15 protein-coding genes and 1 riboswitch are annotated in these 14,318 nt (G+C 72.3%); of the genes, 8 read left to right on the forward strand and 7 right to left on the reverse strand.

Features of this window, described 5'->3' with window-relative positions:
* The first annotated feature begins 149 nt into the window (after window positions 1-149).
* The 4 genes from ACFQ9Z_RS22640 to ACFQ9Z_RS22655 all read left to right on the forward strand — a co-directional run bounded on the left by ACFQ9Z_RS22640 (window position 150) and on the right by ACFQ9Z_RS22655 (window position 2,342).
* Window positions 150-560 (forward strand): VOC family protein, encoded by a 411-nt coding sequence (locus ACFQ9Z_RS22640; protein WP_383021526.1) that lies wholly within the window; start codon window positions 150-152, stop codon window positions 558-560.
* Between the two features lie 94 nt (window positions 561-654).
* Window positions 655-1,062 carry a hypothetical protein gene (locus ACFQ9Z_RS22645; protein WP_383021530.1) on the forward strand — a complete coding sequence of 136 codons (408 nt, stop codon included), beginning with the start codon at window positions 655-657 and terminating at the stop codon, window positions 1,060-1,062.
* Window positions 1,059-1,553 (forward strand): thiol-disulfide oxidoreductase DCC family protein, encoded by a 495-nt coding sequence (locus ACFQ9Z_RS22650; RefSeq protein ID WP_383021533.1) that lies wholly within the window; start codon window positions 1,059-1,061, stop codon window positions 1,551-1,553. The genes ACFQ9Z_RS22645 and ACFQ9Z_RS22650 overlap by 4 nt, the downstream gene beginning before the upstream one ends.
* A gap of 9 nt (window positions 1,554-1,562) precedes the next feature.
* Entirely contained in the window at window positions 1,563-2,342 is a 780-nt protein-coding gene (locus tag ACFQ9Z_RS22655; RefSeq protein WP_383021536.1) for a TetR/AcrR family transcriptional regulator, read from the forward strand.
* A gap of 18 nt (window positions 2,343-2,360) precedes the next feature.
* On the opposite strand, the gene ACFQ9Z_RS22660 is transcribed toward ACFQ9Z_RS22655, so the two are convergent.
* The 3 genes from ACFQ9Z_RS22660 to ACFQ9Z_RS22670 all read right to left on the reverse strand — a co-directional run bounded on the left by ACFQ9Z_RS22660 (window position 2,361) and on the right by ACFQ9Z_RS22670 (window position 5,658).
* A complete protein-coding gene (locus ACFQ9Z_RS22660) occupies window positions 2,361-3,905 on the reverse strand; it encodes an ABC transporter substrate-binding protein (RefSeq protein WP_383021540.1) in 1,545 nt (514 codons plus the stop codon).
* A 240-nt stretch (window positions 3,906-4,145) separates the two neighbouring features.
* Window positions 4,146-5,402: a metallophosphoesterase gene (locus ACFQ9Z_RS22665; RefSeq protein ID WP_383021543.1), complete on the reverse strand. Its 1,257-nt coding sequence runs from the start codon at window positions 5,400-5,402 to the stop codon at window positions 4,146-4,148.
* Between the two features lie 16 nt (window positions 5,403-5,418).
* Complete coding sequence (locus ACFQ9Z_RS22670; RefSeq protein WP_383021547.1) at window positions 5,419-5,658, reverse strand: SCO4848 family membrane protein; 240 nt, start codon at window positions 5,656-5,658, stop codon at window positions 5,419-5,421.
* Between the two features lie 172 nt (window positions 5,659-5,830).
* Between ACFQ9Z_RS22670 and ACFQ9Z_RS22675 the strand changes: the two genes are divergently transcribed.
* A complete protein-coding gene (locus tag ACFQ9Z_RS22675; protein WP_383021552.1) occupies window positions 5,831-7,060 on the forward strand; it encodes a D-alanyl-D-alanine carboxypeptidase family protein in 1,230 nt (409 codons plus the stop codon).
* Here ACFQ9Z_RS22675 and ACFQ9Z_RS22680 read toward each other — a convergent pair.
* Window positions 7,008-7,916 carry a YihY/virulence factor BrkB family protein gene (locus tag ACFQ9Z_RS22680; protein ID WP_383021555.1) on the reverse strand — a complete coding sequence of 303 codons (909 nt, stop codon included), beginning with the start codon at window positions 7,914-7,916 and terminating at the stop codon, window positions 7,008-7,010. The genes ACFQ9Z_RS22675 and ACFQ9Z_RS22680 overlap by 53 nt on opposite strands.
* Window positions 7,917-8,059: 143 nt before the next feature.
* Here ACFQ9Z_RS22680 and ACFQ9Z_RS22685 point away from each other — a divergent pair, with 143 nt between their 5' ends.
* Window positions 8,060-8,815 carry a decaprenylphospho-beta-D-erythro-pentofuranosid-2-ulose 2-reductase gene (locus ACFQ9Z_RS22685; protein ID WP_383021558.1) on the forward strand — a complete coding sequence of 252 codons (756 nt, stop codon included), beginning with the start codon at window positions 8,060-8,062 and terminating at the stop codon, window positions 8,813-8,815.
* 22 nt (window positions 8,816-8,837) lie between these two features.
* Here the strand turns inward: ACFQ9Z_RS22685 and ACFQ9Z_RS22690 are convergent, their stop codons facing one another.
* Both ACFQ9Z_RS22690 and trpS read right to left on the reverse strand, forming a co-directional pair.
* On the reverse strand, window positions 8,838-9,416 hold the full coding sequence (locus tag ACFQ9Z_RS22690; protein ID WP_383021562.1) for a 2'-5' RNA ligase family protein: 579 nt from the start codon (window positions 9,414-9,416) through the stop codon (window positions 8,838-8,840).
* A 147-nt stretch (window positions 9,417-9,563) separates the two neighbouring features.
* Window positions 9,564-10,577 (reverse strand): tryptophan--tRNA ligase, encoded by a 1,014-nt coding sequence (gene trpS, locus ACFQ9Z_RS22695; protein WP_383021566.1) that lies wholly within the window; start codon window positions 10,575-10,577, stop codon window positions 9,564-9,566.
* Window positions 10,578-10,689: 112 nt separating this feature from the next.
* Between trpS and ACFQ9Z_RS22700 the strand changes: the two genes are divergently transcribed.
* Window positions 10,690-11,367, forward strand: a complete 678-nt coding sequence (locus tag ACFQ9Z_RS22700; protein WP_383021569.1) for a hypothetical protein — start codon at window positions 10,690-10,692, stop codon at window positions 11,365-11,367.
* A 3-nt stretch (window positions 11,368-11,370) separates the two neighbouring features.
* On the opposite strand, the gene ACFQ9Z_RS22705 is transcribed toward ACFQ9Z_RS22700, so the two are convergent.
* Window positions 11,371-12,822 (reverse strand): glycine hydroxymethyltransferase, encoded by a 1,452-nt coding sequence (locus ACFQ9Z_RS22705; protein WP_383021573.1) that lies wholly within the window; start codon window positions 12,820-12,822, stop codon window positions 11,371-11,373.
* 32 nt (window positions 12,823-12,854) lie between these two features.
* Window positions 12,855-12,944: riboswitch (ZMP/ZTP riboswitch) on the reverse strand.
* Between the two features lie 112 nt (window positions 12,945-13,056).
* Between ACFQ9Z_RS22705 and rocD the strand changes: the two genes are divergently transcribed.
* Window positions 13,057-14,265 (forward strand): ornithine--oxo-acid transaminase, encoded by a 1,209-nt coding sequence (gene rocD, locus ACFQ9Z_RS22710; RefSeq protein ID WP_383021576.1) that lies wholly within the window; start codon window positions 13,057-13,059, stop codon window positions 14,263-14,265.
* The last annotated feature ends 53 nt before the right edge of the window (window positions 14,266-14,318 follow it).

A 14,318-nucleotide genomic window follows, 5' to 3' on the forward strand; every position in this document is an offset into this window, starting at 1 on the left:
AGCTTGCGGGGCCCTTGCTCCTTGCGGCTCTTCCGGATCTCGAAGTCCATCGCATCCCCTGAACTGGGGTGTTGCGACGACCACTAGAACGGAAGGTGTTCCGGTGGGGCTTCTCGCGTATGGCCCGTTTCCGGCCCTAATGTGACGACATGTCAGACAAAGGGTCGTACGAACTGCTCGGGTTCGACAACGCGCTGTTCCCCGTCGGCGACCTCGGCGAGGCCGTCGACTTCTACGAGCGGGCCGGGTTCACCGTCGGGTTCCGGCTCGACGAGGCCGGGATCGCCCTGCTGAAGGTCGGCGGCGAGACACCCGGCATCCTGCTGCGCGCCGAGGAGGCGCTGGGGCACCGGTCGCCGCCCTGGCCGCCGCCGCGGCTGTGGCTCGAGGTGCCGGACGCGCGGGCGGCGGCCCGGGCGCTGGCCGGCGCCGGGATCGCGCCGCTGGACGAGGTGTTCCCGGGCGCCACCGGCTGGACCGTCGAGATCGCCGATCCCTGGGGGAACGTGCTCGGGTTCACGGACTACAGCAAGCGCCCGGAGCTGGGCCGCCTGAACTGACGCGATCCACCGCCCCGTTGAGTTGAACATGTTCAAAAGCAGGTCTACAGTCATCCCTGTCAGCTTTTTGAACGCGTTCAAGAAGGGGTGGGGCATGGACCGCACCGTCATCGCCTACGTCATCTACCTGGTGGTCAGCGTCGCACTGACCGTCTGGGTGGCCCGCACGCTCAGCCGCAACGGCAGGGTCTTCCTGTCCGACGTGCTGCACGGCAACGAGAAGCTCGCCGACGCCGTCAACCATCTCCTGGTGGTCGGCTTCTACCTGGTCAACCTCGGCTTCGTGGCGCTGTACCTCAACGACGACGGCGAGATAGAGGACACCCGCGGCATCTTCGAGGCCCTGTCGGCCAAGCTCGGGGTGGTGCTGCTGGTGCTCGGTGTGATGCACCTGGGCAACGTGTACGTGCTCAACAGGATCCGGCGGCGCGGGCTGATGGAGCGCGAGCAGCAGCCCCCGGTGCCCCCGCAGGCCTGGGTCCCGCCCACGGCCGGGGCGTGAGCGCGGTGACCTCCGCGCCGGACCGGGACGCCGGATCCGTCCCGGTCCGCGGGCTCACCGTCCTGTACGACGCCGAGTGCGCCCTCTGCGCACACCTGCGCGACTGGCTCGTACGGCAGCCGAAGCTGGTGCCGCTGGAACTGGTCCCGGCCGGCTCGGACCAGGCCCGCCGCCGCTTCCCGGGCCTCGACCACGCCGCCACCCTCGACGAGGTCACCGTGATCGGTGACTCCGGCCAGGTCTACCAGGCCTCCCGCGCCTGGATCGTCGTCCTGTGGGCGCTGCGCGAACACCGCCCGCTCGCCCACCGGCTGAGCACCCCGGCCGGGGCGAAGCTGGCCCGGGCCGCGGTGCTGGCGGCCGCCAAGTGGCGGGGCGCGCAGTGGGGCGGCCGGTCGTACCGGCGGACCGACGGGTGGACGTACGACCCGTACACGGGCTGGACCCACAACCCGCCGACCTGTTCCGGCGGAGCCTGCGCGACTGGTTAGGCTCCTGTCGTGCCCGCGAAGAACGACGGCCCCGAAGCGGCCGGCCCCCAGAGCAAGTCCGAGCAGACCCGCGCGCTGATCCTGGAGACCGCGATGCGGCTCTTCCAGGAGCGCGGCTACGACAAGACGACCATGCGGGCCATCGCCAAGGAGGCCGGCGTCTCCGTCGGCAACGCGTACTACTACTTCGAGGGCAAGGAGCACCTGATCCAGGGCTTCTACGACCGCATCGCCGCCGAGCACCAGGTGGCGGTACGGGGGGTCCTGGACCGGGAGACGGATCTGGAGGCCCGGCTCGCGGGCGTGCTGACCGCGTGGCTGGACATCGCCCGGCCGTACCACGAGTTCGCGGTCCAGTTCTTCAAGAACGCCGCCGACCCCGACAGCCCGCTCAGCCCGTTCTCCCCGGAGAGCGAGCACGCGCGGGAGCAGGCCATCAGCGTCCACCGGCAGGTGCTGGCCGGCTCGAAGTCGAAGGTGGCGCCCGAACTCAGGGACGTGCTGCCGGAGCTGATGTGGCTGTCCCAGATGGGCCTCGTCCTGTACTGGATCTTCGACCGGACCGAGGGCCGCGAGCGCAGCTACCGGCTGGCGCGGCGGGGGGCGCGGCTGACCGCCCGCGGGGTGGCCCTGGCCCGGTTCCGGGTGCTGCGCCCCCTGGTGCTGGAGGTCCACGAGCTGTTCACGGACTTCCTGCCCGGGATGACGCGGGCGCTGCCGGACCCGGCGGCCAGGGCCGGGCGCGAGGACCGCCGCACGGGCCCGGGCGAGGGCGGGGAAGGGGACTGAGCCCTCACCCGCGGTCCGTCAGATCCACTGCAGGCGCCACAGGCGGAAGACGCCCGTGCCGTCCGAGAGGTACTGGCCGCCGCCGACGTCCTCGGTGCTGACCACGTACTCCTTGCGCTGCCACAGCGGGATCAGCGGCACGTCGGCCGCCACGTCGCCCTGGATGGCGCGGAAGTCGTTCGAGGCCCGCGAACGGTCGGCGTAATGCCGGCTGTCGGTGATGAGGGCGTCGACGGCCTTGTTGCTGTAGCCGGTGCTCATGGTGGAGCCGGTGCCGACCAGCGGGGAGCCGAAGGTGTCCGGGTCGGGGTAGTCGGCCACCCAGCCGACCGCCCAGGCGTCCATCTTCCCCGCGGCCCAGCGCTTCTGGAAGTCGGTCCACTCGTAGCCCTGGACGTCCACCTTGAACAGGCCGCCCTTCTCGAGCTGCTGCTTCAGCTCGGCGGACTCCTCCGCGCCGGCGCCCCGGCCCTCGCCGTAGCCGAGGGTGAAGCGCACCGGCAGGCTCACCCCGGCCTGGGTGAGCAGCTCCCGCGCCTTCTTGGCGCTCTGCGTCGGGTAGGCGTCGAAGAAGGACGTGGTGTGGCCGATGATGCCGGCCGGGATCAGCGAGTACAGCGGGTCGACCGTGCCGTCGTACACCTTGGCGGCGAGTTTTTCCCGGTTGACCAGCCAGGCCATGGCCCGGCGCACCCGCGCGTCGTGCAGCGGGGAGGCGGAACGGGTGTTGAGGTACAGGTTGCGGGTCTCGGAGCTGTCGGACTCGGTGACGCGCTGGGTGGGGTCGCTCGGGTTCAGCTCGGACAGGACCTGCGGCGGCAGCGTGCGGGTGGCGACGTCGACCTGCTTGTGCTGCCAGGCGTTCCGCAGCCGCCCGGAGTCGGCGTAGTAGCGCAGCTCGATGGGGCGGCCGGTCCCGCCGAGGTAGCCCGCGTACTTCGCGTAGGGCGCGAGGACGGCCTTGCGGTCCTTGGTGTACGAGGTCAGCGTGTACGGACCGGTGCCGTCGACGCCGCCGCCGGTGCGCAGCGCCCCGGCCGGATAGGCGTCCCTGTCCACGATCGAGCCGGCGCCGGTGGCGACCTTCAGCGGGAAGGTGGCGTCCGGGGACGACAGGTGGAAGGTGACGGTCGTCGCGCTGTCGGCGGTCACCGAGCCGAGGGTGGAGAACAGGGACGCCGGTCCGACGTCCGAGTTGATCCTCTTGACCCGCTCGAAGGAGTACTTCACGTCCGCGGCGGTGAGCTTGCGCCCGCTCGGGAAGGTGATGTCGTCACGCAGGGAGCACCGGTACGTCTTCAGTCCGCCGCCCTCGAAGGTACAGCTTCTCGCCGCGTCGGGGACGGGCTGGACCCCGCCCGGCTCGAAGGTCAGCAGGGTCTGGAAGACATTGCTGAACAGCGCCCAGGAACCGGCGTCGTAGGCGCCGGCCGGGTCCAGTGAGGTGACGGCGTCGGTCGTGCCGACGGTGATCGTCCGGTTCTTGCCGTCCTGCGACGGCAGCAGCTGCCAGCCGCCGATCCCCACGACGACCAGTACGAGCAGCGTCACGAGAATGCGCATGCGAACAGATCGCATGGTGGTGCCCTCCCCAGGCCTGCCGGCCAAGGCCCTACCCCTGGCCCAGCACAAAATCGGCCACTCCCCTGGTGGCGCGGCTCACCTAATCACACCTGTTTCGGCGGGGGGAAGAGCAATCGGCCCGAATGAGCGAGAACTTACCGAGGCGTGTTTTCCACCGAAATCCACAGCCTCCCCACAGGGAGCCGGAAGCGGTTTCCGCGGCGGGCGCCGGCCTCCGGATCAGGCGCGGGTGGCGGCCAGTTCGATCACGGTCACGTCCGAGGGGGCGTCGACCCGGGTGGGCGGCCCCCAGGCGCCGGCGCCCCGGCTGACGTAGAGCTGGGTGTCGCCGTAGCGTTCGAGTCCGGCCACGGTGGGGTTGGCGGCGGCCGCGATCAGGTTGCCGGGCCAGAGCTGGCCGCCGTGCGTGTGGCCGGAGAGCTGGAGGTCGACGCCGTGCCGGACCGCCTCGTGGATCTGCACCGGCTGGTGGGCGAGCAGCACGCAGGCGCGGGCCGGGTCCCGGCCGTCGAGCGCCTTGGCGAAGTCCGGGCCCTGCCCCTCGCTCTCGCCCTGGAGATCGTTCACCCCGGCCAGGTCGAAGTAGGGCAGCTCGGTGCGGGCGTTCTCCAGCGGGTGCAGCCCGAGGGTGCGCACCTCGGCGACCCACTGCTCGGCGCCGGAGAAGTACTCGTGGTTGCCGGTGACGAAGTACGCGCCGTGCCGCGCGCTGAGCCGGGCCAGGGGCGCGGCGGCCGGGCCGAGGTCCTTCACGCTGCCGTCCACCAGGTCGCCGACGACCGCGATCAGGTCCGGCTGGGTGGAGTCGACGGCGTCGACGACCCGCTGCGCGAAACCGCGGCCGAGGACGGGTCCGAGGTGGATGTCGCTGACGACGGCGATCCGGAAGCCGTGCGCGGCGCGCGGCAGCCGGGCGAGCGGCACGGTGACGCGTTTGACCCGCGGCCCGCGCAGCACGCCGTAGGTTCCCTGGCCGACGGTCCCGACCGCGGCGGCCGCGGCGGCGCCGCCCACGACCCGGGAGACGAACAGCCGCCGGGAGGGGGCGCTCGTCGCGCGGCGCGCCTGCCCGGCGGGCTCCGGCTCGTCCGGTGACGGGCCGGGTGCCGCCGGCACGGTCTCCGGCTCCCGCACGGGGGCCTCGGTGTGCTGCGCCCGCCGCTCCAGGAGCCTGCGCAGCAACGGCCGTACGATCTCGCCGGCCACCACCGCGAGCAGCAGGTACAGCGCCAGCGCCATCCACAGGAAGCCGGGCCAGCCGAGGACGCGCTGGAGCCAGAAGGGGGCGCCGGAGCGTTCGGCGACCAGGGCGCCGACCATCAGCAGCGGTCCGGCGACGAACACCACCGTGCCGGCGCGGCGGGCGGGACCCGGGCCGCGGGTGGTGTCACGGACCAGGCGGCGCCACACGTACCAGTGCCCGGACACCAGCACGGCCAGGGCTGCCGCCGCGACGAGGACGAAGACGATGACCACGCTGCAGTGTCTCCCGCTATGACGTCCGGCGCAGTGCGCGCAGTCCGCGCAACCCGATGACCCCGATGACCGTCCCCAATACGAAGGAGACGATCGCCAGCAGCAGGTGCACCCAGAAGTACGCGGTCGGGTGGCCGTCGTCGAAGGCGAGTCCGCTGCCGTCCTTGACCAGGTTCTTGACGAAAGTGACCCAGATGACCCAGCTCCACACCCCGAAGGCGAGCAGGAACCAGGAGACCGGGCGGCTGAGTTTCACAGGGGCTTACCTTTCGACACGACGCCGGGCCCGGGCCACCGGCCGGGGGCCCGGGGGCTGTCCCCCGGATGAGCACGGCGTGGCTCCAGTATCGCCGCCGGGACACGCGGGCCGTGGCCGGGGTGGAGTGCCGGGCGGGACTTCGATGACCACGACAGGTACGTTTCCTGCCGTGCCCGCACCGAAGAAGACCTTCAGGCGGCCTGTGCTGGTCGCCTCCGCCACGCTGCTGTCCCTGTCCGTCGCCTCGCCCGTGGCGCTCGCGGCCCCGAAGCCCTCCACGGGCCCGGTGGCCACTCCCCCGGTGGGCATGTCGCGGGTGGGCGGCGCCCGGCTCGGCCAGCCGGGGACCCAGGTGAACCTCGCGGCCGGCGTGCCCGTGCTCCCCAAGGACCTCACCGCACGGTCCTGGATCGTCTCCGACGCCGAGTCCGGCGAGATCCTCGCCGCGCACAACGCGCACTGGCCGCTGCCCCCGGCGAGCACGCTGAAGATGCTGTTCGCGGACACCCTGCTGCCCCGGTTCCCGAAGACGATGGAGCACAAGGTGGTCCCCTCCGACCTCGCGGGCATGGGCGCCGGTTCGAGCGTGGTGGGGATAAAGGAGAGTCACACCTACTCGGTGCGCGACCTGTGGCTCGGCGTCTTCCTGCGCTCGGGCAACGACGCCGTGCACGTGCTGGCCTCGATGAACGGCGGTGTCGACCGCACCGTCGGGGACATGCAGGCCCACGCGGAAGAACTGCAGGCCCTGGACACGCACGTGGTCAGCCCGGACGGCTACGACGCGCCGAAGCAGGTGTCGTCGGCGTACGACCTGACGCTGTTCGCCCGTTCGGGGCTGCAGAAGAAGGACTTCCGCGAGTACTGCTCCACCGTGTCGGCGAAGTTCGAGTCCGGCGAGATCCGCAACACCAACCGGCTGCTGAGCGGTGACACGGACGTGCCCGTCTACCAGGGCATCGCCGGGGTGAAGAACGGCAACACCACGAACGCGGGGGCCACCTTCACCGGCGTCGCCGAACGCGGCGGCAAGGTGCTGCTGGTCACGGTGATGAACCCGGCGAAGAACGAGCACAACGAGGTCTACAAGGAGACCGCGAAGCTGTTCGACTGGGGCTTCCGGGCGGCCGGCAAGGTGCGGCCGGTGGGCGAGCTGGTCCCGCCGCTGAACGCCGAGCCGTCCACCACCCAGCCCGGCGCCACCGCCGGGACGGAACGGCGGGCGGACGGAGGCGGCACCCGGCCGGTGGCGAGCGCCGCCGGCCGCAACGGCTCCACCGGCGCCGGGACCGCCCTGGCCATCGCCGGCGGGCTGCTGGTGCTGCTCGGGAGCGGGGTGTTCCTGATCAACCGCCGTTGGCCGCTGCCGGAGCTGATGCGCCGCCGGACGCGTCCGTGATCTCGGCGTCCTTGCTCCGCGTAGCCGTCCAGGCGGCGCAGAACAGGACCAGTTTCGCGGTGAAGTTGATCCACAGCAGCAGGGCCACGGGCACGCCGAACGCGCCGTACATGCTCTTCGAGGCGACTCCCTGGATGTAGCCGCTGAGCAGCAGCTTCAGCAGTTCGAAGCCGACCGCGCCGGTCAGCGCGGCCACGAGCAGTCGGTGGCGCGGGGGCTCGACGCCGGGCAGCAGGGTCAGCACGTAGAGCAGGAGCAGGAAGTCGGCGAGCACGGCCACGGCGAACGCGATGATCTGCAGCAGCACGTGCCCCCAGCCGGCCCGGTCCAGGCCGAGCGCGTCGCTGAGCCGGCCCACCATCGCCGAGGCCACCGTGGAGATGGCGAGGGTGGCGACCACGGCGCCGCCGAGCCCGACCAGGATGCCCGCGTCCTTGGCCTTGGCCACGAGGGGGTTCTCCTCGCTGTCGGGCAGCTCCCACACCGCGCGCAGGCAGTCGCGCACCTGGCCGACCCAGCCCATGCCGGTGAACAGCAGCAGGGCGCCGGCGATGACCCCGACGGTGCCGGCGTTCTCCACCAGGGAGTTGATGTCGAGCTGGTCGGAGATGCCGGGGATCTGCTCGGCGATCTTGTTCTGCAGGTTCCTCTGCTGGGACTGGCTGAGCGTGGCGGCGCCGACGGTGGCGGCCAGGGTCAGCAGCGGGAACAGCGCGACGAAGCTGACGAAGGTCATCGCGGCGGCCAGTCGCGTCCACTTCACCCGGTCCAGGCGCTCGTAGGAACGCCAGGCGTGGGTGGCCATCAGCCGGGTGACGATCGGCCCGATGCCGGGGAGCTTCTTCAGCCAGTCCATGGTCGGCATCTGCCCGCGCGACCGGGAACCGATGTGCGGGCGACGGCGGCACTATGGAGCGACATCCCATTAATCACCCGTTCCGGCGCACGGAGCCATGTTCCCCGGCCAGGCGCTCATAAGTGGACGATACGGTCACCGGCATGTTCGACCTCGAACCCCTCCCCCGGTCCCTGCTCGTCCTCGGCGGCACCTCCGAGATCGCGCTCGCCACGGTGCGCCGCCTGATCGCCCGCGGCGCCCGGACCGTGCGGCTGGCGGGACGGCCCTCGCCCGGTCTGGAGCAGGCGGCCGAGAGTCTGCGCGCGCTGAGCGCGGACGTGCACACCCTGGCCTTCGACGCCCTCGACCCCGAGTCCCACGAGCCGGTCCTCGGCAAGGTGTTCGCCGAGGGCGGCGTCGACCTGGTGCTGCTGGCCTTCGGCATCCTCGGCGACCAGGCCCACGACGAGCGCGACCCGCTGCGCGCCGTGCGGGTCGCGCAGACCAACTACACCGGAGCCGTGTCGGCGGGCCTGGTGGCGGCCCGCGCGCTGCAGGCCCAGGGCCACGGCTCGCTGGTGGTCCTCTCCTCCGTCGCCGGCGACCGTGCCCGCCGCGTGGACTTCATCTACGGCTCCAGCAAGGCCGGGCTCGACACCTTCGCGCAGGGTCTCGGCGACGCGCTGTACGGCACCGGCGTGCACGTCATGGTCGTACGCCCCGGGTTCGTCGTCACCCGCAGGACGGCCGGGCTGCCCCGGGCTCCGTTCGCCACCACCCCCGAGGCGGTCGCCACGGCCGTCGAACTGGGCCTGCGCCGCCGCTCGGAGACGGTGTGGGTGCCGGGCGTGCTCCGTCCGGTGACGGCGGTCCTGCGGCACGTGCCGCGGACGGTGTTCCGCCGGCTGCCCCTCTGAGCGCCCCCGGGCGGGGCGGCGGCTACCGGCTGGCGATCGTGCCGCGGTCCAGGTGGCCCGCCTGCGGCGGCACCACGGAGCCGCCGAACGGGTACTCGCGCAGCTTGCGCCACACGCCGTCGGCGCCCTGCTCGTGCAGCGCGAACCCGGTGCACGGCCACTCGGCCCGGAAGCCGGCCAGCTCGGCGAAGGCCAGGTCCATGGCCGCCTCGTCGATGCCGTGCGCGACCGTGACGTGCGGGTGGTACGGGAACTGCAGCTCACGCGGCACAGGCCCGGAGGCGTCCCGGATCCGCTGCTGCAGCCAGGCGCAGTCCTCCGCGCCCTGGACGACGCACACGTAGACGACCGGCGACAGCGGCCGGAAGGTGCCGGTCCCGGACAGCCGCATCGGGAACGGCCGCGCGGCCGCCGCGACCCCTCTCAGGTGGGCGTCCACCGCCGGCAGGTCGGCCTCGTCCACCTCGGTCGGCGGCAGCAGGGTGACATGCGAGGGAATGCCGTGGGCCGCGACGTCGCCGAAGCCCGCGCGCCGCTGCTGGAGCAGGCTGCCGTGAGGCTCCGGGACGGCGACAGAAACGCCGATCGTTACGGTCCCCACGTCGTCTCCCCTCGTCGTGTCTGTTTTCTTCTCACCCGTCGGTTATCGACTGTACGGCCACGGGTGTCCCGTGGGCAGGCGCGGCGGCAGTGATGTGCAGCGCTCCGCCCGCCCGGGTGCGCGTGCGGTCGCACGCCCGGGTGCCGCTCAGTGCTTCGCCGGCAGGAACCCCACGCGGTCGTACGCCTGCGCGAGCGTCTCCGCGGCGACGGCACGTGCCTTCTCCGCGCCCTTGGCCAGGACCGAGTCGAGCGTCTCGGGGTCCTCCAGGTACTGCCGGGTGCGCTCCCGGAACGGCGTCACGAACTCCACCATGACGTCGGCGAGGTCGGTCTTGAGCGCGCCGTACATCTTGCCCTCGTAGTCCTTCTCCAGCTCCTCGATCGAGCGGCCGGTGAGGGTGGAGTAGATGGTGAGCAGGTTGGAGACGCCCGGCTTCTCCACGGTGTCGTAGCGGATCACCGTGTCGGTGTCGGTGACCGCGCTCTTGACCTTCTTCGCCGTCGCCTTCGGCTCGTCGAGCAGGTTGATCAGGCCCTTGGGCGTCGACGCCGACTTGCTCATCTTGACCGTCGGGTCCTGCAGGTCGTAGATCTTCGCCGTCTCCTTGAGGATGTACGGCTTCGGGACGGTGAAGGTCCGGCCGAACCGCCCGTTGAAGCGCTCGGCGAGGTCGCGGGTCAGCTCGATGTGCTGGCGCTGGTCCTCGCCGACCGGCACCTCGTTGGCCTGGTACAGCAGGATGTCCGCGACCTGGAGGACCGGGTAGGTGAACAGGCCGACGGAGGCCCGGTCGGCGCCCTGCTTGGCGGACTTGTCCTTGAACTGGGTCATGCGGGAGGCCTCGCCGAAGCCGGTGAGGCAGTTCATGACCCAGGCGAGCTGGGCGTGCTCGGGGACGTGGCTCTGCACGAAGAGGGTGCAGCGCTCCGGGTCGAGACCGGCGGCCAGCAACTGCGCGGCGGCCAGCCGGGTGTTGGCCCGCAGCTCGGCCGGGTCCTGCGGCACGGTGATCGCGTGCAGGTCGACGACCATGTAGAACGCGTCGTGGGACTCCTGCAGGGACACCCACTGGCGGACGGCGCCGAGGTAGTTGCCGAGGTGGAACGAGCCGGCGGTGGGCTGGATTCCGGAGAGCACGCGAGGTCGGTCAGTGGCCATGTTCACCATTCTCTCAGGTAACGGGCGGCGATCCGGAACGGGTGGGAAACAGGTGGGGCGCGATCCGTTCCGCCAGGTGTAACAAAGGGTGGGACACCGGAGGGGGAAAATCATGGACGCACGGGGCCCACGGCGAGGGCGGGCGCGGGCCGCCCGGGTGACGGCGGCCGCGGTGGCGCTCGCCGCGGCGACGGCGCCGGGCACGGCGCGGGCGGCCGGCGCCGATCCACCCGACGTGGTGATGATCCTCCCGGCCGGCGGCGGTGCGCCCCGGGCGGTGGCGTCCGGCGAACCCGCCTTCGACCGACTCCGGGAGCTGCTGCGGCCGGACTACACCGGGACCCGGCCGGTGCCCCGGGCCTGGACGCACGGCCGGTACCCGCGAGTGCGGGTGACCGTGGTGTGGGGGCTGACCGGCGTGGGCGGCTGGCCGCAGACCGTCCGGGCGCCGGGCGGGGACGTGGCCCTGGAGCGGGTGGACCAGCTCTTCCTGGCCGCGGACGGCACGCCCTGGGTGCGCTCGGACCCCGCGCCGGACGTGCAGGACGACGACATCCGGTGGCACCCGGCGCGGCGGGACCTCTACGACCGGCTGGACCGCGCGGGACTCCTCGGCGCTCCGGCCGCCGCGGACCGGCGCGCCGCCCGGTCCGCCGCGCCGCTGTGGTGGGCGGCCGCCGGCGGGCTCACCGCGGGGATCGCCGGCACGCTGCTGGTGCGCCGCGCGGCGGACCGGCGTCGCGCCGGTCCGCCGCGCGGGGAGCCCCGTCAGGAGCTGATCGACCTGTGAGGGTCAGCCGAGGTCGACCTCGGGGTAGAGCGGGAAGCCCGCGACCAGGTCGGTGGCCCGGTGCGAGATCTCGTCCGCGATCTTGGGGTCGAGGACGTGCTGGGCCTTGGAGGGGGCGCCGGACTTGGTGGTGCCGGGCTCGGTGGCGGTGAGGACGCGGTCGATGAGGCCGGCCACCTCGTCCATCTCGGCGGTGCCGAGGCCCCGGGTGGTCAGGGCGGGGGTGCCGACCCGGATGCCGGAGGTGTACCAGGCGCCGTTCGGGTCGGCCGGGATGGCGTTGCGGTTGGTGACGATGCCGGAGTCCAGCAGGGCCGCCTCGGCCTGGCGGCCGGTGAGGCCGTAGGAGGTGGCCACGTCGATCAGGTTGAGGTGGTTGTCCGTGCCGCCGGTGACCAGGGTGGCGCCGCGGCGCGTCAGGCCCTCGGCCAGGGCGCGCGAGTTGTCGACGATGCGGCGGGCGTAGTCCTGGAAGGCGGGCTGCCGGGCCTCGGCGAGGGCGACGGCCTTGGCGGCCATCACGTGCGGCAGCGGGCCGCCGAGCACCATCGGGCAGCCCCGGTCGACCTGGTCCTTCAGGGAGTCGTCGCACAGCACCATGCCGCCGCGCGGGCCGCGCAGGGACTTGTGGGTGGTCGTGGTCACGATCTGGGCGTGCGGGACCGGGTCGAAGTCGCCGGTCAGGACCTTGCCGGCGACCAGGCCCGCGAAGTGGGCCATGTCGACCATCAGGGTCGCCCCGACCTCGTCGGCGATCTCCCGCATGATCCGGAAGTTCACCAGGCGCGGGTAGGCGGAGTAGCCGGCCACGATGATCAGCGGCTTGAACTCGCGGGCCTGGGCGCGCAGCGCCTCGTAGTCGATGAGACCGGTGGCGGGGTCGGTGCCGTAGGACCGCTGGTCGAACATCTTTCCTGAGATGTTCGGGCGGAAGCCGTGGGTGAGGTGGCCGCCGGCGTCCAGGGACATGCCGAGCATGCGCTGGTTGCCGAAGGCCTGGCGCAGCTGGGCCCAGTCGGCCTCGGTGAGGTCGTTGACCTGGCGGGCGCCGGTCTTCTCCAGGAACGGCACCTCGACGCGGTCGGCGAGCACGGCCCAGAAGGCGACGAGGTTGGCGTCGATGCCGGAGTGCGGCTGGACGTAGGCGTGCCGGGCGCCGAACAGCTCGCGGGCGTGCTCGGCGGCCAGGGACTCGACGGTGTCGACGTTGCGGCAGCCGGCGTAGAAGCGGCGGCCGACGGTGCCCTCGGCGTACTTGTCGCTGAACCAGTTGCCCATCGCCAGCAGGGTGGCCGGGGAGGCGTAGTTCTCGGAGGCGATCAGCTTGAGCATCGCGCGCTGGTCGGTGACCTCCTGGCCGATGGCGTCGGCGATCCGGGGTTCGACCGTGCGGATGACGTCGAGGGCGGCGCGGAAGGCCGTGGACTCGGTGGAGAGGGGCTTCTGCTCTGGCATGGGGACCTCCGGACGGCGTGCGTTCAGCGTTCACGTTCGGCCCAGGCGCACGGCACTGTTTCCCGTTCGGGCCGCTCCCCGATGGTCCGTCCCATCCCTGCGCGCCAGTCACGACCCGCTGATCAGCCTACCGGGCGCGCCGGAACCGGGAGATCCCGCGTCCACCATGCGAGCGGCGATAGGAAGGGGCCACCGTCGTGTCCGGGAGAGTCACCGTCGTATCCGGGAGAGGCCGTGACCACTGCAGAAGACCTCATCGCCGCCGCCGACGCGCACAGTGCGCACACCTACCACCCGCTGCCGGTCGTCGTGGCCACGGCGGAGGGGGCGTGGCTGACGGACGTGGCGGGGCGCCGGTACCTGGATCTGCTGGCCGGGTACTCCGCGCTCAACTTCGGGCACGGCAACCGGCGTCTGGTGGAGGCGGCCGAGCGGCAGCTCGCGCGGGTGACGCTGACGTCCCGCGCCGTCCACCACGACCGGTTCGCGCCCTTCTGCACCCAGCTGGCGGAGCTGTGCGGCATGGAGATGGTGCTGCCCGTCAACAGCGGCGCCGAGGCGGTGGAGAGCGCGGTGAAGACGGCCCGCAAGTGGGGCTACCGGGTGAAGGGGGTGCCGGCGGAGATGGCCAAGGTGGTGGTCGCGGGCGGCAACTTCCACGGGCGCACGACGACGGTGATCAGCTTCTCGACCGACCCGCAGGCCCGGGCGGACTTCGGGCCGTACACGCCGGGGTTCGAGATCGTGCCGTACGGGGACCTGACGGCGATGCGGCGGGCGCTCACCGAGAACACCGTCGCCGTGTTGCTGGAGCCGATCCAGGGCGAGTCGGGGGTGATCGTGCCGCCGGCCGGCTATCTGGCCGGGGTGCGGGAGCTGACCCGGGAGCGGAACGTGCTCTTCGTCGCCGACGAGGTGCAGTCGGGGCTGGGCCGGACCGGACGCACCTTCGCGTGCGAGCACGAGGGCGTGGTGCCGGACGTGTACGTGCTGGGCAAGGCGCTGGGCGGCGGCATCCTGCCGGTGTCGGCGGTGGTGTCGAGCGCGGAGGTGCTCGGTGTGTTCCGGCCGGGCGAGCACGGGTCGACGTTCGGCGGCAACCCGCTGGCCTGCGCGGTGGCGCTGGAGGTGATCGCGATGCTGCGCACCGGCGAGTACCAGGCGCGCGCGGCCGAGCTGGGCGAACGGCTGCACCGGCGCCTGCGCGGGCTGCTCGGCACGGGCGCGGTGACCGCGGTGCGCGGGCGCGGGCTGTGGGCGGGCGTGGACGTCGCGCCGCGGGCCGGCACCGCGCGTGAGGTGTCGGAGCGGCTGGTGGAGCACGGGGTGCTGGTGAAGGACGCCCACGGCCCGACCGTCCGGATCTCGCCGCCGCTGGTCGTCACCGAGGAGGACCTGGACTGGGGGCTCGACCGGCTGGCGGCCGTGCTGGACGGCGCCTAGGACCGGTTGCCGAAGCGGCCTCGTCGCCCTGAGGGCGGCACGCGCGGCGTTTG

This window comes from Streptomyces sp. NPDC056580, assembly GCF_042793175.1.
In the GTDB taxonomy this organism is placed as follows: domain Bacteria; phylum Actinomycetota; class Actinomycetes; order Streptomycetales; family Streptomycetaceae; genus Streptomyces.